Source organism: Streptomyces sp. NBC_00846 (assembly GCF_045207325.1).
Lineage (GTDB): Bacteria > Actinomycetota > Actinomycetes > Streptomycetales > Streptomycetaceae > Streptomyces.
In genome coordinates, this window is record NZ_CP108846.1 from 2,946,317 (window position 1) to 2,967,316 (window position 21,000).

Below are 21,000 nucleotides of genomic sequence, written 5' to 3' on the forward strand. Positions count from 1 at the left end.
CAGGCTGGGCCGCACCGCGAGGAGGCCCGGACCGTCGGCGGTGCGCTGGTGCCGTATCAGGCGACGTTCACCCTGTCGATGACGGCGCGTAGACGTCGGTCGTCGGCGTGGCGGTTCCGCCAGATGATGTAGCGGCGGATCATGCTGCCCTGCTCCTTGTGGCTGGCGTGGTCGGTGCCGTCGAGGGTGAAGTAGCGCAGGGCGGTGAACTGGGCCTCGATGCGGTTCAGCCAGGAGCTGTTGGTCGGGGTGTAGGCGAGCTCGACGTTTTTGGCTGCGGCCCAGTCGCCGACTCGGGAGTCCTTCTTCGTGGTCAGATGCGGGGAGAAGTTGTCGAGCACGATCGCGATGCGGATCTTGGGCGGGTAGAGGCTGCGCAGGTAGCGGCAGAATTCCAGAAACCTGGTGCGGTTCTTCTTCGGTTTGATGAAAGGACACGCCCTCCTCGCGGAGCAGGACCCGCAGGCCCTCGTGGCTGATGTCGTCGACCACCCCCTCGGCGACCAGGAAGTCGGCCAGCTTGGCCAGGCTCCAGGTCGAGAACGGCAGGCCGTGCTCGGCCGGCTTGGACTTGGCGATCTTCTTGATCTCCTGGCGTTCCGGGAGAGTGAACGTCCTGGGCCGGCCGCCCTTGTACTTGAGGTAGAGCGAGTCGAAGCCGTCGGCGTTGAAGTTGTGGATCACGTCCCGGACCCGGTCCGGGCTGGTGAACGTCACCTCGGCGATCTTCGCCACGGGCATGCCCTGCGCGAACAGCAGCACCATCTGGGCCCGCCGCCAGGTCACCACCGAACCGGTGCCCCTGCGGATGATCCGCAGCAGGCGCCGCCCCTCGTCGTCGATCTCCCGGACCCGCACACGTTCAGCCACGTGATCATTCTGGTCGCCCTTTTCCGGACTAAGGAAACGATCAAGGTTGAGGCTCCTTCGACAAGAGAGCGGTCCCGTCTGACGGCGGGACCGCTCGGTGGTGTTGGATTCGCGAACCGTCACACCGCGCTCGGCAGATCGACGCCAGACTGGCGACGGCCCGCGCTGGGGGGGTATCCCCCGTTCCGATCTTGGGGTGCGCCGGATCGCGCCGGCCGGTACTCGTCGGTTGGCCTGGCCTGGCGGCGCCGGTCGAGAAATCCCTGGTAGTGCCGGACAACGTCCTCGTTGAACACGGCGACGTAACCGCGAGTCGTTAGAAGATTCAAGTGTCCGAGCAAGGCTGCTCCGATGTGGATCGGGAGCCCGCTGTTGACCAGTTCCGTGGCCAGGAGCCGGCGAAAGTCGTGCGGGGTGAAGCTGGTGGCAAGGAAACCGGGGTGCTGTTCAGCGAGCTCGACGCAGTGGCGCTTCAGCATGTTCACCACGGTGGTGTCGGACATGACCTCGTGCTTGGTGCCGATCTTGCGTTGGAACAGGAACGGCATGGGCGTGCTGCTCTGCCGTTCCTTCGGGTCGTAGCGGGGCAGCAGCGGGATGGTCTGGCCGCCGGTCGTGTGGCGGCGGACGATGGCCGCGATGACGGCGAAGAGCTCGGCGGACATGGGAATGACGCGTTCCCGGTCGCTCTTGGAGGGAGCGACGACAAGCAGGGCGATAGGCCCTGGTGCCAGACGGCCCGTGGTGTGATCGTGCATGAGGAGTGGTCACAGCGTCTGCCGTATGAGAGTGAGTTGCACGGTCGCCTCGTAGCGGGCGACGCACCGGCCAAGCCTCCGGGCGTGAAACTGCCCGCATCGGCCGCCCGCGAGTGAGACCGGACAACGAAGCGGACCACCCCTGCTGGGGCGGTCCGCTTCGTGTTGTGCCAAAGACGGTCGCGTCAGACGGTCCGGTCCAGTCCGCTGCCCTTGACTCCGCCGAGGAACGCGGCGAACGCGGCGTTGGTGACAGCGAGGACGGGACATTGCGTGACCTTCGAGTCGCGGATGCCGGTCGCACCGTCCGCGAACGCCACCTCAACACAGTTGTCTCCACCTGAACTAAAGCTGCTCTTAGTCCAGTTGGCTGCACTCAAGTCAGCCTTGCCGCTCAAACTTCCTCCTTGATGATCTCACTGATGAAGTCGCGCGACGCTGGGATGTCCAGTGCCCGCGCACGCAGGTGATTGAAGGCGACGTCGTAGCGACCCACGTGAATATCCTCCTCCAGGTAGAGGGCAGTTGTCAGTGGTTCCACCACGGCCAGAGGGTCTCCGGCGTCGAACCGGAAGACCGTGAAGGCTCCGTCGATCCCGGCGTGCACACCAGCGCTGAACGGCAGCACCTGGATCTCAATCCCAGGCAACTCCTCAGTGACAGCCAGCAGATGATGGAGCTGTGCAGCCATGACCTCAGGTCCGCCGATCTTCCTGCGCAACGCGGCCTCATCCAACACACACCACAGGGACAGGGAGTTCTCTCGGCGTAGGACCTGTTGACGTTTCATGCGCAACTCGACGAACGTGCGCACTTCTCGAGCGGTCCGCCACTTGCCACTGCCATCTACAACCGCGTGCGCGTACTCGGGAGTCTGAAGGAGCCCCGGAATCAGCTGGACCGCATACCAGTCCGCGTGCGCAGCCAGCTCTTCGAGTTCGAGGTAGTCGGCGAAAGGGTCACGAACCGCGTCGCGGTACTGGTTGAACAGGTTGGCCCTACGCGGCGACGACGCGAGGGAGGCCAGCTTTCTGATCTCCGCCATGCGCTGCGTGTCCTCAACACCGTAAGCATCGAAGTACTTGTCCAGGGCGGCCGACGGGACACGCTGCTTCCCGTTCTCGATCTTGCTGAGCGCGGACGGGCCAGAGAGCCCCAACCGACCCACCGCATCAGGAAGGTTGAGCCCCGCACGCTGGCGCAGCGTCCGCAACGCAAGGCCGAGCCGACGGCGCATCAGGTTCGGACGAGCATCAGACATGCGTCAATCACTCCTCTCTGGCTCGGACTCTACACACACCTACTGGTACGGCATATGCCACTTTCACCCAGTCGAATGAAACCTCCCTGAACTACTTGCTGAGAAACCTTTCTAAGTTTCATGCTCAATTCCACAACACGACGCGCCCGCCCAGCAGCGCTGGGCGGCATCTCGCCACACGCCCCCGTAAGGAGTGGCCATGGCACCGCAACCCCCCACGGACCTTCGCACCGAGGTGCTCGACCTGCTCTCCCTCACCCCCGAGGCCCGCCTCTGCCTCGCCGGACTCGCCTGCGCCAGGTGCGGAAGCACCGAAGCCCTCCGGCCCGGCGGACACGCGTACACCCGCAGCCCCGGCGGCGGGCGGCTCGGGTGGGCCGTGCAGGTCTGCATGAACTGTCCCGCCAATCCGTCCCAGGAAAGGGAGTTGAGGTCATGACCAGCCTCGCCACCCGCACCACCGCCCGGCTGCGAAGCCTCTTCGCCCCACGCGGCCGGCACCGTGCCCTGCACCCCTCCCCCACGCCCCCGCAGGCCGCCTCCCCGCGCTCCCGCCCCGGGCCGTACGCCACCGACATCCCCATCGACGGCCGGGCCACCGCCCTGGTGCGGCCCTACCTGCTCACCCCCGAGCAGCGGCAGCGGCGCCGGGCGCTCTGGCTCGCGACGTACGGCATCGACGTCGGCCCGCGCCGCATCCACGGCGTGGAGGTGCCCCGGTGATCCGGCTGCTGCCCTGGACGGGGGCGGACGGGAAGCCCTGCTACCTCTCCACTGACGGCACCGGCTCGTTGTCCCGGCTCGCCGACCAGATCGAGTACGTACAGCTCGGCCTCGCGGGCAAGCTCCTCGACCACGTACGAGTCGTGCTCTCCGGCGCCACACCGGACACCTCGGAACTCAGGCTCCTGACCGCCCAGTTGGCCGACGCACTGCGCGACGCCCTGCTCATCGCCGAGAGCCGCGGCGACCGCCTCACTCTGGCGGACACCGATGAGGACCAGTGAAGGAGGCGCGGTCGTGTCACCGCTCATCGAAATCGTCCACGGCGCCCTCGCTAACTGCGCCACCGCTCCACAGGCACTGGGCCTAGTCTCCTTACCCGGCGGAACCCTCGCGTCCGCAAGCGCGGCTCGCTGTTACGTAAGAACGACGGCCCGGTCCTGGGGGCTGCCGCCGGACGCAGTGGACGCCCTGGAGCTGATCAGCGGGGAGCTTGCCGCCAACGCCCTGGAGCACAGCGCGAGCCGTTCGATCACCGTCGTGCTGTCCCGTACCGGCCGGACGGCCGTCGTCGGAGTGATCGACGAGGGGCGCGGCAGAGCGACCGTGGCGGGCGCGCCATCGCCGGATCAGGAGGACGGGCGCGGGCTGCTGATCGTCGACGCGCTGGCCTCCCGCTGGGGGCAGCGGCGCGCGTGCGGCGGTCTCCTCGTCTGGGCCGAGGTCGACACCGGACCGGCGTCACACCATTTGATGACGCCGGTCGATTCCGGCCGACACCACGAGGTAACAGGTTCAGAATCCCATCCGTGGGAGAGGACATGACTACCGAGCAGGGCGGATACACGGTGGACGATCTGTTCACCTTGTCCGAACTTCCGCCGCACACCGAGCTGCTCGACGGGAGCCTGGTGTTCGCCAGTCCGCAGCAGATCTTCCACAGCACAATGGTCGATCTCCTGGTGACCGGCATACGGCGCACGACGCCCCCGAATCTGAAAGTCCGCCGTGACATGACCGTGGTCCTCGACCGGCACAACGGCCCGGAACCCGATATCTCGATCATTCGTGCCGAGATCGAGCTGGGCCCGGACGAGACTCTCTACCGGGCCGCCGACGTCCTTCTCGCCGTCGAGGTCGCCTCCCCTGACTCCGAGGCCCGCGACCGCGGTACCAAGCCGCAGAAGTACGCCGCCGCCGGTATCCCGAATTTCTGGCTGGTCGAGGGGGACGGCACCGACCAGCACCCGGTGGTACGGGTCTATGAGCTGGACCCGGTGTCCAAGCCATACGCCCTGACCGCGACCCGCCATGGCCGGCTCAAGACGGGTGTCCCGTTCCCGATCAATATCGACATCACACTGGACGCACTCAAACAGCTCTGACCGCCGGGCACGGACCACTGTGCCCCGTTGGCCGAACGGGGCGAACACCCCACCGGCCCCACTGTCGGTACCGTACGAAGACCGAACCACCCGCACCGAAGGTCACCGTGAGCGCCCAGCCCGACAGCCCCTACGGACCGCTGATCCCCATGCCTGAGCTCACGCCCGACGCCTTGCGGGCCGCAGTTGCCCGGATCGCCCCCAGTCGCATTCCCGCGCTCACTCAGCATCTGTTCGGCCACGACGAACGCACAGCGGACGCAGAGCCTCGCTCCCCTGCGGGCATTCGTCCACTCCTGGGCCGTGTTCGTAGCGACCGAGCGGCATCCCAACCACGCCACCCGGCTGCGCGCACTGGAGCGGATCGTGGACGCGGGCGAGGAGGATCCGGCCAAAGCGATCGCCGAGATACGGCGTATCCGGGAGACAGCCGAGGCGGAGGCCGGACTGCCGTGACCGCCCTGCGGCTCACCCGTCCACCCGCTCCAGGAACTCCAGCCGGTTCCCCACCGGGTCGTGGCTGAAGAAGCGCCGGTGCCCCGGCAGGTCGCCGTCCCAGGTCACCTCCGCGCCGTGTTCCGCCAGCCGGGCCGCGTACGCCTCGATGTCCGTGACGCGCAGGCCGGGGTGGGCCTTCCTCGCCGGGTGGAAGTCGCGGTCGATGCCCACGTGGAGCTGGACCGGGCCCGCCTCGAACCAGCAGCCGCCGCGGGAGACAAGTGCCGGGGGCTTGGGCAGCTCCGTCATGCCGAGGGTGTCGATGTAGTAGGTGCGCAGGGCGGGCTCCGAGCCTTCCGGGGCGGCCAGTTGGACGTGGTCGAGGGCGGCGATCATCACTTCTGCTTCCTACTTATTGCTCGTTGTTGAGCATTCGGATATTTCGCTCTCCGCACGAGCACAGTTGTGCTGACGTGCTGGAGTCCTGGTCCATCGGCAGTCGGGACCGTTGGCGGTCGGTACGTTCCTGCAAGAGCTGTCTCACCCGCGTGTGCGCGGTGAACAGGGTGATGTCGGGATCACCGTCTCTGTGCAGGATGTTGACCGCTCCGGCGTGGTCGGCTTGCCACACAGCCCCGCACTCGGTGCAGTGAAGCCTGTCCCCTTTGCGGACACCAAGGATGTTCGTAAAGGGGACGACTTGTGATGTATAGGCAGCGTTGACCAGCCGCACCGCAGAACCTCTGCGGTCCGACACAGCTTTGAGCGCTTCCGCGGTGACACCCTTGGTCCACGCGGCGAGGCGTCGGTTCGTGTTCTTCCCCAGCTTCTTGACGCCGGCGAAAGTCGTGGTGAGGTCTTCGGCCACGATCACGGCCGCATTGTCGGCAACCGCGTGCACGGCCTTGAAGGTGAGGTCGCGGACTCGGCACTGCCACGCGGCCGAGCGCCGGTCATGCTTGAGGGTGCCGAGGTTGTTGTCACGGATACGCCGGGCTTTAGCCAGGTCGCCGCGCTGTTCGGCTTTCTCCGCGATGCTGCGAATTTTGGCCCGTCGGGCGTTCTTGACCTTCCGGTGATCGGACTCGGAGGTCAGCATGTCGCCGAGCCGGGTTCCGTGGTGCCGACCGTCGGAATCGGTGAGGACCTCGGTGTATCCCTTGTCCACGCCGATCGTGCGGGTGCCGACGGGACGTTTGGAGGACTTCATGTCCTTCGTGTCGATGGCGTAGTGCACCTCGACCCGGTTGCTGCGCAGGACAAGCCGCAGCGTGCCGGTCGGGGCAACCGTGGTGTTCAGCGGGATACGTACGAGCTGGCGGCGCTCCAGGCCGGGCACGGCGAGCCAGACGTTTCCGCCCTCGGTGAGGGTGAAAGTCTGGTACTGGTCGGCGCGGACCACGATCTGGTTGTGGGTGCGGTTGCGTCCGCGTTTCCAGTGCCGGCGCATCTGCCGGGCAAGGAATGGGTCATCGGACCAGGTGTCCCGCTTCAGCAGCTTGAACAGTCGCTTCCGCTCGGCCTCTTCCTTGGTGCGCTGGTTGATCGCACGGCGGACCTTGACCTTGGCCGCTTCCCGGTTGGCGGTGATGTCGGCGACCGCGTCCCGCACGGTCTCCTTCCACGCGTTCGCCAGGACGCCGAAGGTCTGCGCGGTGCCGTCGACGATCCACACATCACGGATCTGCCGGTCCGACCACGCGAGGCCGCCCACCGAGCCGAACTGCCGCCACACCAGCGAACGAACCACACCAAGGCGGCGAGCCTGCTCTTCTAACCGGCTGTACTTCCCGTCGTTGAGGCTCTTCGAGTAGGCGACGCGAGTGACTTTCACCGGCCACCGCCGGCCAACTCGTCCTTCAGCGCCTTCTCGTAGCGTCGCAGACCGTACAGGCGACCAGAGAAGGTGTGCACGATTGCCAACAGGTCCTGCACCATCTCTTCCTGCGGCGACAGTGACTCCTGATTCGCCACCACGATGGTGCAGCCGTTCTTCGTTGCGACGTGCTCCAAATAGTCGAACCCGAACCGGGCCAGCCGGTCCTCGTGCGCTATCACCAGAGTGCCGACCTCGCCCCGCTCGATCGCATCCATCAGGGCAAGGAACTTCGTCCGCTGGAGGTTCATCCCTCCGCCGACCTCGCAAATCCACTGATCGACAGCGAGACCGCGGCCCCGGCAGAACTCCTCCATCGCCCGCACCTGCGAGGCCAGATCGTCCTTCTGCCCAGGCGAGGACACCCGGCAATACACGATGGTCTGACGCGCTGACTCGTCGAAACCAGGCTGGAGCACCTGCCGCACGTCCGCATCGGTGAAATACCGCTGACCGGACACGCGTTGCGGCGCGATACGACCCTCGCGCTCCCACCTGCGAACAGTGGAAGCGGAGCGACCAACACGTTGCGCGAACTCGCTGATCCGATACATGCTGATCACCGTACACAACTCTGCATATGAGTAGGCAAGAATCAGGCACTAGATGTCAGCTCCTTACGGGCCACGGCGAAGATGCGGCGGAACGGGAAGACCGTGCCGTGCGGGCCCCGGGGGTAGGCGGTGCGCAGCAGGTCGCGGTATTCGGCGAGGAACGCGTCGCGGGCCTCGGGGTCGTCGGCCAGGGCCGTCAGGACGGGGCGCAGGCCGGTGCCCTTGACCCAGTCGAGCACCGGGTCCTCGCCGGGCAGCAGGTGCAGGTACGTGGTCTCCCAGACGTCCGCCGTGATGCCGGGGGCCGTCAGCGCGTCGAGGTAGGCGGCGGGGCTGAGCACCGCGTCGGCGTGGCGCAGCTCGTCGGCCAGGCGGTCGCGCCAGCGTGGGGAGCCGGCGAGTTCGCGCATCAGGACGTGGCTGGGCTGGTCGAAGTTGCCGGGGACCTGGAAGGCGAACGTTCCGCCGGGGGTGATGGCGTCCAGCCAGACCGGGAAGCGGGCGGTGTGGCCCGGGACCCATTGGAGGAGGGCGTTGGAGACGATCAGGTCGTACGGCTCCTCGGGGGTCCAGGTCGCGGCGTCGGCCTCGGCGAAGTCCAGGAGGGGGCCGGCGTGGGTGCGTGCCTGTTCCAGCATCTGCGGGGAGTTGTCGTAGCCGGTGATGTGCGCCTTCGGCCAGCGGTCGGCCAGCAGCGTCGTCACGTTGCCCGCACCGCAGCCGAGGTCGGCGATCCGGGGTGCGGGGGTGGCCGGAGGCTCGGCGATGCGGGACAGGAGGTCGTGGAAGGGGCGGGTGCGATGGTCCGCGTGGCGCAGGTACTGCTGCGGATCCCAGGTGGGTGCGGTCATGGAATCAGGATCACGCGAGAACTATCTCGATGTCAAGACACTTGAATTCAAGAGACTTCATGTCGACAGACCCTCTACACTGATCCACATGGAGGACGAGGTCGACCGACTGGTCGCTGCATGGCGCCGCGAGCGCCCCGACCTCGACGTGGAACCACTCGAGGTGCTCAGCCGCGTCTCCCGCCTGGCCCGCCATCTGGACCGGGCCCGCCGGATCGCCTTCTCCGAGCACAACCTGGAGCCGTGGGAGTTCGACGTACTGACGTCCCTGCGCCGCGCCGGCGCCCCCTACCAGCTCTCCCCCGGCCAGTTGCTCACCCAGACCCTGGTCACCTCGGGCACGATGACCAACCGCATCGACCGGCTGACCAAGAAGAACCTCGTCGAGCGGCTCCCCGACCCCAGCGACCGCCGCGGCGTGCTGGTCCGGCTCACCGCCGAGGGGCGCGACAAGGCCGACGAGTCGCTGGCCGGACTGCTCGTCCAGGAGCGCGCCATCCTGGGCGAACTCTCCACCCAGCAGCGGAGTGAACTGGCCGGACTGCTACGCCGGTTGACTGCCCCGTTCGACAACATTCCCTAGGAGGGCGCTGAGGATCTTGGCCGGATCAGCCCCCCAGGGCCTGCCCGGCCGGTTCCAGATCCACCGGTCCGACGCCCGCCCGCCGGGCCAGTGCGACCGCGGCCAGCGTCGAGTGCACGCCCAGCTTCCCCAGCACGTTCTGCATGTGCGTACGCACCGTGTGCGGGGAGAGGTAGAGCCGCTCCGCCACCGCCTTGCGCCCCAGACCCGCGACCATGCAGCGCAGCACCTCGCGCTCGCGCGGGGTGAGCGACTCGACGAGCTGTTCGCTCTCGGTGCGATGCTTGCGTGCCGCCGTCAGCTCCCGCAGCACGCCCGTGAGCAGGGCGGGGGGCAGGTGCGTCTCGTCGCGCAGCACCCCCCGGATGACCGTGAGCAGCCGTTGCAGCGAGCAGTCCTTGGCCACCCAGCCCGAGGCCCCCGCCTGCAGCGCCAGCGCGGCCCGGCGCGGGTCGTCCTTCTCGGCGAGCACCACCGTGCGCACGGAGGGCCGGCCCGAGCGGACCCCGGCGACCAGCGAGATGCCGTCCACCGGGGCGGCCTCCCCAGTGCGGGGCGCCGGGACGACCGCCCGGTCGCCCCGTACCCCGGCAAGGTTCCGCGCCCCGGCCAGAACTCCCAGTTCGGCATCGACCAGCATCACGTCGTAGCCGCGCCCCTCGGCGGCGGCCCGTTCCAGACACCGCAGCGCGGCGGGGCCACTGCCCGCCGCCGCCACCTCGACGTCCGGCTCGGCCGCGAGCGCCGCCGCGAGCGACTCGGCGAAGATGCGGTGGTCGTCCACCACGAGAACCCGGATACGAACCACAGGCACCCCCATGCTGCCTCTGTTGCTGGGCCACCCCCGGCCCGACGAAAGGACGGAACGGCCGCGGGTACGGCCGCCCGGATCGGGGAGATGGACCGCAGTCCCACGGCCGCCGCCGTGTGTCGACTGCCACCCGCCCCGGGCGCCGTACCCGACTGTCTCGTACCCCTGAATCAGCACCGGCCCCCACCGGTGCTGTGCATCAGCGTACGGCCGTCCGGCCGATGGGGAAGGCGATTCGCAGAAGTGGCAGGCTCTGCTCCGTAGCGTGTGATACGTGATCCGTCGTGAGGCGGAAGTGAATGGGCCTCAGGACAAGCATCAGGCCAGGCGCCGGGCACCCGCCGAAGGAACCGCCGGGAAGATACGCGGCGCCGCGTACCCCGCCGAGGCGAACGCCGCCAGCACGGACTTGGCGACCGTGTCCGCCTGCGCCTCCTCCACCAGGACGATCGCCGAGCCGCCGAAGCCGCCACCGGTCATCCGCGCGCCGAGTGCCCCGGCCTCGCCCGCCGCGGACACCACCAGGTCCAACTCCGGGCAGGAGACCCGCAGATCGTCGCGGAGCGAGACGTGCCCCGCGTCGAGGACCGGGCCCGCGCCCCGCACATCGCCCGCGTCGAGCAGCGCGATGACCTGCTTCACCCGTTCGTTGTCGCTGACCACATGGCGTACGTAGCGCACCACGGACTCGTCCACGCCGGCCTTCGCCAGGGTGTCCAGGGCCGCGCCGAGTCCGTCGTACGGCAGCTCGCGCAGCGTACGTATGCCGAGTGCCGCCGCCCCCGCCTCGCAGCCGGCCCGCCGCTCGGCGTACGCGCCGTCGCCGAGCGCGTGCTCGACCTGGGTGTCGACGACCAGCAGCCGCAGTCCGTGGGCCGCCAGGTCGAAGGGGACCTGGCGCTGGGTGAGGTCGCGGGTGTCGAGGTACAGCGCGTGGCCCTCGATGCAGCAGGCGGAGGCCATCTGGTCCATGACCCCGCACGGCACGCCGACGAACGCGTTCTCGGCGCGCTGGCCGATGACCGCCAGCTCCGGGGCGGAGAGCCCCAGTTCGAAGAGGTCGTTCAGGGCCAGCGCGGTGACGACTTCGAGCGCGGCGGAGGAGGACAGGCCCGCGCCGGTGGGAACGGTGGAGGTCAGCTGGATGTCCGCACCGGTGACCGGGTGGCCGGCCTCGCGCAGCGCCCAGAACACTCCGGCCAGGTACGCCGCCCAGCCGTGCCTCTGGTGGGGGGCCAGTTCGTCGAGCCGGAGCCGGACGACGCCGCCCGGTACGTCGGTCGAGTGGAGCCGCAGTTCGCCGTCGGTGCGGCGGGCCACGGCGGCGCGCGCGGTGTGCGGCAGCGCGAGCGGCATCACGAAGCCGTCGTTGAAGTCGGTGTATTCGCCGATCAGGTTGACCCGGCCGGGCGCCGCCCAGACTCCTTCGGGGGCGGTCCCGTACAGCTCGGTGAAAGCGGTGCGCAGCTCGGCGTCGTCGGTCATGGGGCGGTGGGCTCCTCTCGGCGGGCGAACGTCCAGGCGTCGGAGACGATTCCGGTCAGGTCGGCGCGTGACGGCGTCCAGCCGAGCCGCTCCCTGGCGCCGGCGGCGGAGGCGACGAGCACGGCGGGGTCACCGGCGCGGCGCGGGGCCGCGGTCTCGGGGACCGGGTGGCCGGTGACGGCGCGGACGGTCTCGATGACCTCGCGCACCGAGAAGCCTTTGCCGTTGCCGAGGTTGCAGATCAGGTGCTCGCCCGCGGTGGCCGCGTCCAGGGCGAGAAGGTGGGCCTCGGCGAGGTCGGCGACGTGGATGTAGTCGCGGACGCAGGTGCCGTCGGGGGTCGGGTAGTCGTCGCCGTACACGGAGATCGACTCGCGCTGCCCGAGGGCGACCTGGAGGACCAGCGGGATGAGGTGCGATTCGGGGCTGTGCCGTTCCCCGTAACTGCCGTACGCCCCGGCCACGTTGAAGTAGCGCAGCGAGACCGCGGCCAGTCGGTGGGCGGCGGCCTCGCCGGTGATCATGTGGTCAACGGCGAGTTTCGTGGCGCCGTAGGGGTTGGTGGGCGCGGTGGCGTCGGACTCGGTGATGGGGGTGGTGACGGGCTCGCCGTAGGTCGCGGCGGTGGAGGAGAAGACCAGGGTCCGTACGCCGGCGTCCCGCATCGCGGCGAGCAATGCGACGGAGCCGCCGACGTTGTTCACCCAGTACTTCTCCGGGTCCGCGACGGACTCGCCGACCTGGGAGTACGCGGCGAAGTGCAGCACCCCGTCGTACGAGGCGTCCAGCCACTTCGCCGCGTCCTGGACGCGGCCCTCGATGAACTCGGCCCCGGCCGGGACGCCCTCCCGGAACCCGGTCGAGAGGTCGTCGAGGACGGTGACGGCGTGACCGGCCTCCAGCAGGTGCTGGGCAACCACGCTGCCGACGTATCCCGCGCCGCCTGTGACCAGATACTTCTTCTGGGGCTTGCTCACTCGCTCGCTACCTCTCGCAGTCGCTGGGCCGCGGCCTCCGGCGGCACATCGTTGATGAACACGTTCATGCCCGATTCGGAACCCGCGAGGAACTTCAGCTTGCCGGATGTGCGTCGGATGGTGAAAAGCTCCAGATGGAGCCCGAAGTCCTCCCGCCCCGGAGCCCCGAACGGGGCCTGGTGCCAGGCCGAGATGTACGGGGTCGGCGGCTCGCCGGGGCCGAAGATCCGGTCGAATCGCCTCAAGAGTTCCAGATAGACCTGTGGGAACTCCGTGCGCGCGGCCTCGTCGAGTTCCCTCAGATCGGGGACGCGGCGGCGGGGATGGAGATGGACCTCGTACGGCCAGTGCGCCGCGTACGGCACGAAGGCGACCCAGTGCTCGGCGGCGATGACGATGCGCGAGCCGTCCTTCTCCTCGCGGGCCACGACGTCGTCGAAAAGGTTGCGGCCGGTCTCGGCCCGGTGGGCCTCCATCGAGCGGAGCATCAGTTCGGTGCGCGGGGTGACGAACGGGTATCCGTAGATCTGTCCGTGCGGATGGCCGAGCGTGACACCGATCTCGGCGCCCCGGTTCTCGAAACAGAACACCTGCTCGACCTGCGGGAGACCGGCAAGTTCGGCGGTGCGGTCGGTCCATGCCGCGAGGACCAGGGCGGCCCGGTCCTCGGTGAGGTCGGCGAACGAGGCGTCGTGGTCGGAGGTGAAGCAGACGACCTCGCAGCGGCCGGAGTCGCCGGCGAGCGAGGGGAAACGGTTCTCGAAGACGGCGACGTCGTAGTCCGCCTCGGGGATCTCGCTCAGCCGGCCGTCCCGCGAGGGACAGAGCGGGCACTCGTCGGCCGGCGGGTGGTAGATGCGGCCCTGGCGGTGCGAGGCGATGGCGACGCTGTCGCCGAGGAGCGGGTCACGCCGGATCTCGGACGAGGTCGAGACGGCATCGAGGGGCCGCCGGTCGACGGCGTCGCGCACGACATCGTCGCGGCTGTCGTAGTAGAGCAGCTCCCGGCCGTCGGCAAGCGTCGTAACCGTCTTCTTCACCAGGTTCCTCCAAACATAACCAAACACAATGAACCACAAGTCAACAGGTGCGTCAATGGCGAAGCAATGCGGGAGGTACGCGTACTCGGTTCAGCGATCCGGGTCCGCCCGTGCGCCTGAGCCCGGGAAAAGTGTTCAGCTCCGGAACACAAGAGCGTTGATTCCTTCGGGCTCGGTTCGCACAACGAAGGAAGTCGGCCCCGATGAACCCGGGCCGACGGCTGACACACCGCCTTCAGCGGGAGGCCCGGCCTCTCGGCGGACGCCCGGCGGCACTATTCGACGCCGTCGGGCCCCTGCCCGTCCAGCGGTACCGCCCGGTCCAGCAGGCCGGTGCGGGCCGCGAGGGCCGCGGCCTCCAGCCGGGAGCCGACGCCCAGCTTCATCAGCACCCGCTGCACATGCGTGCGCGCGGTGCTCGACGCGATCCGCATCCCGGCCGCGATCAGCCGGGTGTCCTGCCCCTCGGCGACCCGCACCAGGACCTCGATCTCGCGCGGGGTCAGCAGCTCCAGCAACCGCTGCCCCTCGTCGTCCGGTCCCGCGGCCGGGTTGAGCAGCTCGGCGAAGGCGCCCTGGAGCAGCTGTGGCGCCACCGCGGCCTCGCCGGCGCGCGCCTTGACCATCGCCCGCTCGACGCCCTCCATGCGCTCGTCGTGGCGGACGTATCCCGCGGCGCCCGCCGCGAACGCCGCCGCGATCCCGCGCGGGCTGGGCACCGGACCGAGCACCACCACGGCCACCTGCGGGCGCTCCCGCCGGATCCGTACGATCGGGTCGAAGGCACCGGGCTCGGCGGGCGCCGCAGTGCCGAACAGGCAGACGTCCGGGGCCCTGCTCACCACCAGATCCGCGGCCCCCGTGGTCGGCGCGGCCGCCGCGAGCACCCGGTGGCCCCGCAGTTTCAGCGCCGAGGCCAGCGCCTCGGCGAGCAGTCGGTGATCGTCGACCACCATGAGCCGCACGCCCATCGAGCACACCCCCGTAGCACCGGCGCCAGGCCCCCCGGCCCGCCCTGACCCGGCAAGCTACACGCTTGTTCGACGTTGCGGGCGTCTTACCGGCCAAAAGGCCTGAATGGCCGACTCGGCACGCATTCAAGATCAGTTGACAGCCCGACGTGTTCGACCGGGCATCGATTCGATCCGCCTGTCGACCATTACCGTTCGACGACGGCAGCGTCCGGGCCGTAGACGTGTGCGGGGGTGGCGCCGACGAACGGACGCCACCCCCGCGCATACGGCGGGCAGTTACTCCCTGATGAAAGCGATCGTCAGGCGGCGGCTCGTGTCCAGGGATCCCATGGGCTTACTCGCCATGGTGCTGGCCAGGTACAAGTGCCCCTCGTTGTAAAGGAATTCGGAGAAGTCCGGCGTGAAGCTGGTCTCCGCCTCGCGGATGGACCGGTCGCTCGGGTTCTCCATCAGCACCGTCTGCTTGAACGTGGCACCGTCGATGGAGACGACTTGGCCGCCCTTGTCGTACGGGGGCATCCGGTACGCGATGATGTTGCCGCCGTCCATGCGGATCGGGAACATCGTGTAGCGCTCCCCCGCGTCGGCCCGGTCGCTGGTCGGCTTGCCGGTCGTGAGGTCGAAGGAGACGATCTCATTGGTGTCGCCGTACTCGCCGGTGCCCTCATGGGCCTCGGTCGGCACGTAGATGCGGTTGTTGCCGACGGCCAGCTGGCTGCAGCTCTCGACCTCGGCGGAATGGCACCGCGCGGCGTACTTCTCGCCGTCCGCCGCGATCCTGGTGAGCAGCTTGCCGGTGGAGGCGTCGATCGAGAAGAAGTCCGAGATGCCGCTGCCGTCACCGGCGGTGTCGCCGACGTCGGCCGCGACGACCAGCGGCTTGGTGGAAACGATGCTCGCGTAGCCGACACCGGGCGGCATCTTGTACGAGGAGATCGGGGCGCCGGTCGTCGGGTTCAGTGCCTGGATGACGAGCTGCGGGTCTTCGTACGTACCGCACTTGCGGACCACGGCGAGCGCGTCGCCGCCGCCGTAGCCGGTGTCGTAGCAGCCGTCGGTGGAGACCTTGGGCTTCCAGCGCTCGGCGCCGGTGTTGAGGTCGAACGCCGCACCACCCTCGGTGCCGGCCGCGGCGACCGTGGTGCCGCTGAGCGTTATCTCGTCGTACCTGACCGGCGCGTCACCGCTGGTGGCGGCGGTCACCGACTTGCTCCACATCAGCTTGCCGGTATTCAAATCGAGCGCGCCGACCTGGTTGCACGGCTGGTACTTCTTGGCCGCGGTCGGCTTGCCCGCCTCGAAGGCGATGGCCGTCTTGTAGTCCTTGGACATGTGCCGGGAGGCGGCGCAGACCTGGCCGGCCAGCGGGATGGACCACAGCTTGGTCCCCTTGGCCAGGTCGTAGCCGACGATCTCGTTCACACCGGACTTCACGTATGCCTTGTCGGTCAGCCAGGAACCGTCGACCTTGGTGGTGTCGGTGACCTTCGGCAGCGGCAGCTGGAAGGCGACCTTGGACCTGGGGTCCGCCGGTGCCTTCTCCTTTCCGCCGCCACCGACCGCGCCGCTCTGGCCGCCGCCCTTGCCCTCGGCGGTGGCGCCGCCGGTCTGGGACGCCTCCTCCTTCTTCTTCTTGCCGTCGTCACCGCCGCTGGAGGAGTACCAGATGCCACCGGCGACGATCAGCACGACGGCGACCGAGGCGGCGACGATGATCTGCATCTGGGTGCTGAATTTCTTGCCGCCGTTCCCGTTCCCGTTGCCGTTCCCGTTCTGCTGCGACGGGTACTGCTGCTGCATCGGGGCGGTCGGGTAGCCGTACCCCTGCTGGGGCGGCTGACCGGGCGGCAGGCCCTGCGGGTAGCCGTACCCCTGCTGCGGCTGACCGGGCACGGGCGCCTGCGGGAAGCCGTAACCGGGCTGCGGCGGCTGACCCTGCGGGTAGCCGTAACCGGGCTGCGGCGGCTGACCCTGCGGGTAGCCGTAACCCGGAACCGGCTGCTGCGGCGGGGCCGCGGGCTGCGGGGCCTGCGGGGCGCCGAATCCGCTCGCGGGCGGGGTGGCCGGCTGCTTGCCGAACGGGTCGGCGGGCGGCGGTGCCGGCGCGCCGAACCCACCCGGCGGGGGGTCCTGCGGGGCACCGAACCCACCCGGCGGGGGGTCCTGCGGGGCACCGAACCCACCCTGGGGCGGCTCGTTGGGCGGCTGGGGCGGCTGCGTCATGGCGTACGTACCTCGGGGGGGAAGGGAGAGTCGGTGAGTCGGGGCGGGCAGCGGCAGCGCGAAGCGGCTCGGGCCGCCGCCCGCCGTGAGAGGTCTTCGTGAGCCGTCAGTTGCCGAAGGCCATCATGGTCTTCGTCTCCAGCTCTTCCTTGTCGTTTCTCGCGCTGACCCGTCCGCTCGCGATGAAGGAACGGCCACCGGCGTAGACGATGTTCGTGTCGTAGAAGGTGCTCTCGATCTGGGACGTCGACAAGGGGTGCTTCAGCAGCATCTTCACGGCGCCGCCGGTCGGTGCGAGGGTGGCGATCCCGCCGCCCTTGTTGTAACCGGCCTCCACGTACAGCAGTACGTCGGCGCCCTCCATGCGCAGCGGCTTCACCATGCGCTCGGCCGGGGCCGCGGCCTTCCACTTGGGCTTGCCGGTGTTCAGGTCGAACGCCACGACCTTGTTCGTACGGGCGAGGCCGCTGGAGTCCGGCGAGGTCGCGATGTAGAACGTGTTGGCGTCGGCGGCGACGCCGGTGCAAACGTCCAGGGACTTGATGAAGGAGGCGAAGGCGCCGCCGCAGTCCGGCGCGAACTTGTCGCCCTTGTCACTGACGAGCCCGGAGCGGAACGATCCGCTCTCCTTGAGGGAGAGGATGCTCCACTCCTTGTCCTTCTTCAGGGAGACCACCAGCGGGCTCACCGAGAAGACCCGGTCGACCTCCCAGCCGCGCTTGGGCCGGTAGGTCCACTTGGGCTTCCCGGTGGTCGGGTCGAGCTCCTGGACCTGGTGCTGCGGATTGTCGACGTCGTCGGTGCGGCAGTTGGAGGCGGCGATCAGCTTCGGCCCTCCCGCGAAGGCGAACGGCTGGCAGTCGCCCGGCTGCTTACCGAACAGTTCCTTGCCGTCGCTGACCTGGTACGCGCTGGAGTTGCCGGTGCGCCCGACCGCCACGGTGTTGCCGCTGATGGCGAGCGAGATCTCCGACATTATGTCCCACACGCCGTTCTTCTTGATCGACTTCTTCCAGCCGGCCTTACCGGTGTTGAGGTCGACCATCTGGAGGTCCGCGCAGACCGCCCTGTCGGTGGTGCCGTTATTGATTCCGATGACGATCTTGCCGTCGGTGGTGGTCTGCGAGGGCGCCGCACACAGGTCGGTGGGCAGCTTCAGCGTCCACTTCTGCTTCCCGTCGACCACGGAGTAGCCGGAAATGCTGCGGTACATGCCCTTGACGACGGTGTCGCCGACGACCCAGGGGCCGTACACGTCCGAGCCGTTGCGCGGCAGGTCGATGTCGTTCTTCTGCAGCCAGAGGACCTTCGCCTCGCCCGGCTTGCGGCCGGCGTTGAGGTCGTCGTCGCTCTCGCGGCCGTCCCCGTCACCGTTGCCGTTGCCCTCGTCGGCGGAGGGCGAGGTGCTCGGCTTGGCGTCGTCGCTCTTCCCCGCGACGGGCTTCTTGTCGTCGCCGCCCCCGTTCGTGGCGACGAAGATGCCGCCACCGATCACGAGGAGCGCGACGACCGCGGCGCCGATGATCAGCGCGGGCTTGCGCTTGAAGAGGCTGCCACCGCCGGGGCCTCCCGGGACCGGTGCGCCGGGGTACTGCTGCTGCGGGTAGCCGTAACCGGGCTGCGCCTGCTGGCCGTACGGGCCGGGCTGCTGGTTGTACGGGCCCGGCTGCTGGTTGTACGGGCCGGGTTGCTGGTTGTACGGGCCGGGTTGCTGCCCCTGACCGTACGGACCCGGCTGCTGGCCATAGGGGCCCGGCTGCTGCTGGTTGTACGGGCCGGGCTGCTGGGGATAGCCGTAATCGGGGGCCTGGCCGGGTATCTGGCCGGGGGGCTGAGGATAGGCGTAACCGGGCTGCGCGGGCGGCGGGGTCTGCGGCGGGCCCTGGGGTGGGCCCTGGGGCGGGCCCTGGGGCGGCTGAGGATTTCCCGACGGCGGCTCCTGCGGTGCGCCGAATCCCCCCTGCGGCGGTTGCTGGCTGGGCGGCTGGGTCATCAGCACGTCCCCCTTCGTGCGGTCCGGTGCCCGTTCCGGTCTCCCCCGCGATTCCGCAGAGCTCGAAGGGTCCGACAAGACCCCGTGAACTCCGCGGAAAGGAGCGAATCGGGCATGGATCCCGCAGTGTCACGACAGTCGAGCGGGGCTTCTTTGTACCACCCGCAACTCCCCGCCCACCGGGCCGGTCCGCCCCCTGTTCCCAAGGGAGAACCGGCCCGTGATGCCGCCGTTACGCCTCGGACCGTCAGCTGCCGAAGCCCACGATCGACCTCATCGACTTCTCCGCCTCGTCGTCGATCCCGCTGATCCTCGCCTGCGCAAGGAAACAGCGCCCGTTCGCATAGACGACCCGGGAAAGGGAGAAGTCCCTTTCGACCGCGGAGGCCGCCGCTGGGTGCCGCAGCACCATCTGCGGTGTGCCACCCGTGGGCGGGAGGGACGCGATACCGCCGCCCTTGTTCTTCTCCGCCGCCACATACATCAGCAGCCTGCCGCCCTCCATCCGCATCGGCATCATGGTCTGACCGGCCGGCGCCGCGGCCTTCCACTTGGTCCGACCGGTGTTCAGGTCGAAGGCCACGACCTTGTTGGTGGGATGGCGGGCCGCCGGGTCGGGCTTCGTCGCCAGGTAGACCGCCCGGTCGTCGGCCGTCACGCCGAGGCAGTTGTCGAGACTCTTGCCGTCGGTGAGGAGCTCCTCGTCGCACTCCGTCACGTAGTCCTCGGTGCCACCGACCAGTTGGGAGCGGTAGGTGCCGTTCTCATTGAGCACGAGGATGGCCCACTTGTCGTCCTGCTTCAGCGAGACGACCGGTGGGTTCGCCGAGTAGAACTGCGCTACCTGCCAGCCCTTCTTGACCTTGTACGTCCACTGGACCTTTCCGGTGACCGGGTCGATCCGCTGCACCTGCTGTTCCTTGTGGTCGTCGGCCGCCGTCTGACAGCTGGTGGCGGCGATCGCCACGGGACCGCTCGCGAAGCCGAACGGCTGGCAGTTCCCCGGCAGTTTCCCGAAGAGCACCTTGCCGTCACTGACCCGGAAAGCATCCGTCCTGGTGGTGCGCCCCACGGTCACGGTGTCGCCGTTGATCGCCATCGCGACGTGGGAGAGCTCGTCCCAGACGCCCTGGCGCCTGTAGGTCTTGTGCCAGCCGGCCTTGCCGGTCGTGAGGTCGACCATCTGGAGCGCGTCGCAGAACGCCCGGTCCCCGTGGCCGGACTTGATCCCGAGGACGATCTTGCCGTCGGCGGTGGCCTGCGAGGGCGCCGCGCACAGATTCGACGGCATGCGAAGGCTCCACTTCTGGCGACCGTCGGTGACCGAATAACCGGAGAGCGTGTGGAACATGGCCTTGACGATGGTGTCGCCGACGGTCCAGGGGCCGTACACGTCCGAGCCGTTGCGCGGCACATCGACGCCGCCCTCCTGGATCCAGAGGACCTTCGCCTCGCCCGGCTTGCGCTGGGCGTTGAGCGCGTCGGCCTCCGCGCGGAGGTCGCGCGTGCCCGGACTCGGGTCCCCGGCCTTGCCGTCGCCCTCGTCACCGGAGGAGCTCGGCCCGGGATCGGTGCTCGCCTTCGCCGTGGGCTTCGACGCGTCGTCGCCGCTCCTGGCGAACCAGATGCCACCGCCGGCCAGCAGCACCACCGCGAGCACGCCACCGATGACCGCTCCGCGTCGACCCCGGAAGAACCCTCCGCCACCGGGCCGCGGCTGTGACTGCGGGCCGAATCCGGGCTGCGACTGCGGCGGGTGGCCGTACGGACCGGGCTGCGCGGGGGCGTTGTACGGTCCCGGCTGCGCGGGGGCGTTGTACGGTCCCGGCTGCGGCGGCGCGTTGTACGGACCCGGCTGCGCGGGAACGTTGTACGGACCCGGCTGCGCGGGAACGTTGTACGGTCCCGGCTGCGGCGGCGCGTTGTACGGACCGGGCTGCGGAACACCGTACGGCCCCGGCTGTACGGGCGTGCCGTACGGCCCTGCGGCCTGGCCGGGCGGCGGCGCGGAGCCGTATCCGGGTGGGGGCGAGGACGGCTGAACCGGCCCCGGCGGCGGATCGTACGGGGCCCCGAAGTCTCCCTGCGGCGGTTGCTGGCCGGGCGGCTGGGTCATCAGCACGTCCCCCTTCGTGCGGACCGGTCCGGCGTCTGTACCTGCGCCGGGCGAGCATTCTTTCTACCACCCGCCCCACAGA

At 69.1% G+C, this 21,000-nt stretch carries 23 protein-coding genes and 1 pseudogene; 8 read left to right on the forward strand and 16 right to left on the reverse strand.

Going from position 1 to position 21,000, the window contains the following annotated elements; all coding sequences use genetic code 11:
* Positions 1-56 precede the first annotated feature (56 nt).
* Positions 57-765: pseudogene (locus tag OG936_RS13520) on the reverse strand (helix-turn-helix domain-containing protein).
* Between OG936_RS13520 and OG936_RS13525 the strand changes: the two are divergent.
* Entirely contained in the window at positions 668-874 is a 207-nt protein-coding gene (locus OG936_RS13525; RefSeq protein ID WP_406500780.1) for a hypothetical protein, read from the forward strand. The pseudogene OG936_RS13520 and the gene OG936_RS13525 sit on opposite strands and share 98 nt — an antisense overlap.
* 115 nt (positions 875-989) lie before the next feature.
* Here OG936_RS13525 and OG936_RS13530 read toward each other — a convergent pair whose 3' ends face one another.
* The 3 genes from OG936_RS13530 to OG936_RS13540 all read right to left on the reverse strand — a co-directional run bounded on the left by OG936_RS13530 (position 990) and on the right by OG936_RS13540 (position 2,889).
* Positions 990-1,628, reverse strand: a complete 639-nt coding sequence (locus tag OG936_RS13530) for a tyrosine-type recombinase/integrase (RefSeq protein WP_406494836.1) — start codon at positions 1,626-1,628, stop codon at positions 990-992.
* A gap of 185 nt (positions 1,629-1,813) precedes the next feature.
* Positions 1,814-2,026 (reverse strand): DUF397 domain-containing protein, encoded by a 213-nt coding sequence (locus OG936_RS13535; RefSeq protein ID WP_406494837.1) that lies wholly within the window; start codon positions 2,024-2,026, stop codon positions 1,814-1,816.
* The gene (locus OG936_RS13540) at positions 2,023-2,889 is read right to left on the reverse strand and encodes a helix-turn-helix domain-containing protein (RefSeq protein WP_406494839.1); all 867 of its coding nucleotides are present in this window, start codon (positions 2,887-2,889) and stop codon (positions 2,023-2,025) included. Before OG936_RS13540 ends, OG936_RS13535 begins: the two co-directional genes overlap by 4 nt.
* A 199-nt stretch (positions 2,890-3,088) precedes the next feature.
* Between OG936_RS13540 and OG936_RS13545 the strand changes: the two genes are divergently transcribed.
* The 6 genes from OG936_RS13545 to OG936_RS13570 all read left to right on the forward strand — a co-directional run bounded on the left by OG936_RS13545 (position 3,089) and on the right by OG936_RS13570 (position 5,453).
* The gene (locus OG936_RS13545) at positions 3,089-3,328 is read left to right on the forward strand and encodes a hypothetical protein (RefSeq protein WP_406494841.1); all 240 of its coding nucleotides are present in this window, start codon (positions 3,089-3,091) and stop codon (positions 3,326-3,328) included.
* Positions 3,325-3,612, forward strand: coding sequence for a hypothetical protein (locus tag OG936_RS13550; protein WP_406494842.1), 288 nt, complete (start codon positions 3,325-3,327; stop codon positions 3,610-3,612). The genes OG936_RS13545 and OG936_RS13550 overlap by 4 nt, the downstream gene beginning before the upstream one ends.
* Positions 3,609-3,896: a hypothetical protein gene (locus tag OG936_RS13555; protein ID WP_406494844.1), complete on the forward strand. Its 288-nt coding sequence runs from the start codon at positions 3,609-3,611 to the stop codon at positions 3,894-3,896. Before OG936_RS13550 ends, OG936_RS13555 begins: the two co-directional genes overlap by 4 nt.
* Positions 3,897-3,909: 13 nt before the next feature.
* Entirely contained in the window at positions 3,910-4,437 is a 528-nt protein-coding gene (locus OG936_RS13560; protein ID WP_406494846.1) for an ATP-binding protein, read from the forward strand.
* Entirely contained in the window at positions 4,434-4,997 is a 564-nt protein-coding gene (locus OG936_RS13565; protein WP_406494847.1) for a Uma2 family endonuclease, read from the forward strand. Before OG936_RS13560 ends, OG936_RS13565 begins: the two co-directional genes overlap by 4 nt.
* 303 nt (positions 4,998-5,300) lie before the next feature.
* The gene (locus tag OG936_RS13570) at positions 5,301-5,453 is read left to right on the forward strand and encodes a hypothetical protein (protein WP_406494849.1); all 153 of its coding nucleotides are present in this window, start codon (positions 5,301-5,303) and stop codon (positions 5,451-5,453) included.
* Positions 5,454-5,465: 12 nt separating this feature from the next.
* Here OG936_RS13570 and OG936_RS13575 read toward each other — a convergent pair whose 3' ends face one another.
* Genes OG936_RS13575 through OG936_RS13590 form a run of 4 tightly spaced genes read right to left on the reverse strand, consistent with a single transcriptional unit; the run spans position 5,466 to position 8,716 of the window.
* Positions 5,466-5,831: a VOC family protein gene (locus tag OG936_RS13575; protein ID WP_406494851.1), complete on the reverse strand. Its 366-nt coding sequence runs from the start codon at positions 5,829-5,831 to the stop codon at positions 5,466-5,468.
* A gap of 16 nt (positions 5,832-5,847) precedes the next feature.
* Positions 5,848-7,269, reverse strand: a complete 1,422-nt coding sequence (locus OG936_RS13580) for a zinc ribbon domain-containing protein (RefSeq protein WP_406494853.1) — start codon at positions 7,267-7,269, stop codon at positions 5,848-5,850.
* Positions 7,266-7,874 carry an IS607 family transposase gene (locus tag OG936_RS13585; protein WP_406494854.1) on the reverse strand — a complete coding sequence of 203 codons (609 nt, stop codon included), beginning with the start codon at positions 7,872-7,874 and terminating at the stop codon, positions 7,266-7,268. Before OG936_RS13585 ends, OG936_RS13580 begins: the two co-directional genes overlap by 4 nt.
* A 32-nt stretch (positions 7,875-7,906) precedes the next feature.
* Entirely contained in the window at positions 7,907-8,716 is an 810-nt protein-coding gene (locus OG936_RS13590; RefSeq protein ID WP_406494856.1) for a trans-aconitate 2-methyltransferase, read from the reverse strand.
* Positions 8,717-8,804: 88 nt separating this feature from the next.
* Between OG936_RS13590 and OG936_RS13595 the strand changes: the two genes are divergently transcribed.
* Positions 8,805-9,299 carry a MarR family winged helix-turn-helix transcriptional regulator gene (locus tag OG936_RS13595; RefSeq protein ID WP_406494857.1) on the forward strand — a complete coding sequence of 165 codons (495 nt, stop codon included), beginning with the start codon at positions 8,805-8,807 and terminating at the stop codon, positions 9,297-9,299.
* A gap of 25 nt (positions 9,300-9,324) precedes the next feature.
* Here OG936_RS13595 and OG936_RS13600 read toward each other — a convergent pair whose 3' ends face one another.
* From OG936_RS13600 to OG936_RS13635, 8 genes are all read right to left on the reverse strand, one after another.
* Positions 9,325-10,119 carry a LuxR C-terminal-related transcriptional regulator gene (locus OG936_RS13600; protein WP_406494859.1) on the reverse strand — a complete coding sequence of 265 codons (795 nt, stop codon included), beginning with the start codon at positions 10,117-10,119 and terminating at the stop codon, positions 9,325-9,327.
* A gap of 309 nt (positions 10,120-10,428) precedes the next feature.
* Positions 10,429-11,595, reverse strand: coding sequence for a galactokinase (galK, locus tag OG936_RS13605; protein WP_406494861.1), 1,167 nt, complete (start codon positions 11,593-11,595; stop codon positions 10,429-10,431).
* Positions 11,592-12,572, reverse strand: coding sequence for a UDP-glucose 4-epimerase GalE (galE, locus tag OG936_RS13610; RefSeq protein WP_406494863.1), 981 nt, complete (start codon positions 12,570-12,572; stop codon positions 11,592-11,594). Before galE ends, galK begins: the two co-directional genes overlap by 4 nt.
* Positions 12,569-13,612, reverse strand: coding sequence for a galactose-1-phosphate uridylyltransferase (gene galT / locus OG936_RS13615; RefSeq protein ID WP_406494865.1), 1,044 nt, complete (start codon positions 13,610-13,612; stop codon positions 12,569-12,571). The genes galE and galT overlap by 4 nt, the downstream gene beginning before the upstream one ends.
* A gap of 275 nt (positions 13,613-13,887) precedes the next feature.
* Positions 13,888-14,583: a LuxR C-terminal-related transcriptional regulator gene (locus OG936_RS13620; RefSeq protein WP_406494866.1), complete on the reverse strand. Its 696-nt coding sequence runs from the start codon at positions 14,581-14,583 to the stop codon at positions 13,888-13,890.
* Between the two features lie 279 nt (positions 14,584-14,862).
* Positions 14,863-16,809, reverse strand: a complete 1,947-nt coding sequence (locus tag OG936_RS13625; protein ID WP_406494868.1) for a PQQ-binding-like beta-propeller repeat protein — start codon at positions 16,807-16,809, stop codon at positions 14,863-14,865.
* Positions 16,810-16,915: 106 nt separating this feature from the next.
* Complete coding sequence (locus OG936_RS13630; RefSeq protein WP_406494869.1) at positions 16,916-18,802, reverse strand: PQQ-binding-like beta-propeller repeat protein; 1,887 nt, start codon at positions 18,800-18,802, stop codon at positions 16,916-16,918.
* Between the two features lie 247 nt (positions 18,803-19,049).
* On the reverse strand, positions 19,050-20,918 hold the full coding sequence (locus OG936_RS13635) for a PQQ-binding-like beta-propeller repeat protein (protein WP_406494871.1): 1,869 nt from the start codon (positions 20,916-20,918) through the stop codon (positions 19,050-19,052).
* Positions 20,919-21,000: the final 82 nt, after the last annotated feature.

Bases quoted from the DNA above. Each gene is read 5' to 3' on its own strand.
- OG936_RS13530 (WP_406494836.1), bottom strand. From the start codon at position 1,628: ATGCACGATCACACCACGGGCCGTCTGGCACCAGGGCCTATCGCCCTG.
- OG936_RS13540 (WP_406494839.1), bottom strand. From the start codon at position 2,889: ATGTCTGATGCTCGTCCGAACCTGATGCGCCGTCGGCTCGGCCTTGCG.
- OG936_RS13545 (WP_406494841.1), top strand. From the start codon at position 3,089: ATGGCACCGCAACCCCCCACGGACCTTCGCACCGAGGTGCTCGACCTG.
- OG936_RS13550 (WP_406494842.1), top strand. From the start codon at position 3,325: ATGACCAGCCTCGCCACCCGCACCACCGCCCGGCTGCGAAGCCTCTTC.
- OG936_RS13565 (WP_406494847.1), top strand. From the start codon at position 4,434: ATGACTACCGAGCAGGGCGGATACACGGTGGACGATCTGTTCACCTTG.
- OG936_RS13575 (WP_406494851.1), bottom strand. From the start codon at position 5,831: ATGATCGCCGCCCTCGACCACGTCCAACTGGCCGCCCCGGAAGGCTCG.
- OG936_RS13590 (WP_406494856.1), bottom strand. From the start codon at position 8,716: ATGACCGCACCCACCTGGGATCCGCAGCAGTACCTGCGCCACGCGGAC.
- OG936_RS13595 (WP_406494857.1), top strand. From the start codon at position 8,805: ATGGAGGACGAGGTCGACCGACTGGTCGCTGCATGGCGCCGCGAGCGC.
- OG936_RS13600 (WP_406494859.1), bottom strand. From the start codon at position 10,119: ATGGGGGTGCCTGTGGTTCGTATCCGGGTTCTCGTGGTGGACGACCAC.
- galK (WP_406494861.1), bottom strand. From the start codon at position 11,595: ATGACCGACGACGCCGAGCTGCGCACCGCTTTCACCGAGCTGTACGGG.
- OG936_RS13620 (WP_406494866.1), bottom strand. From the start codon at position 14,583: ATGGGCGTGCGGCTCATGGTGGTCGACGATCACCGACTGCTCGCCGAG.
- OG936_RS13625 (WP_406494868.1), bottom strand. From the start codon at position 16,809: ATGACGCAGCCGCCCCAGCCGCCCAACGAGCCGCCCCAGGGTGGGTTC.
- OG936_RS13630 (WP_406494869.1), bottom strand. From the start codon at position 18,802: ATGACCCAGCCGCCCAGCCAGCAACCGCCGCAGGGGGGATTCGGCGCA.
- OG936_RS13635 (WP_406494871.1), bottom strand. From the start codon at position 20,918: ATGACCCAGCCGCCCGGCCAGCAACCGCCGCAGGGAGACTTCGGGGCC.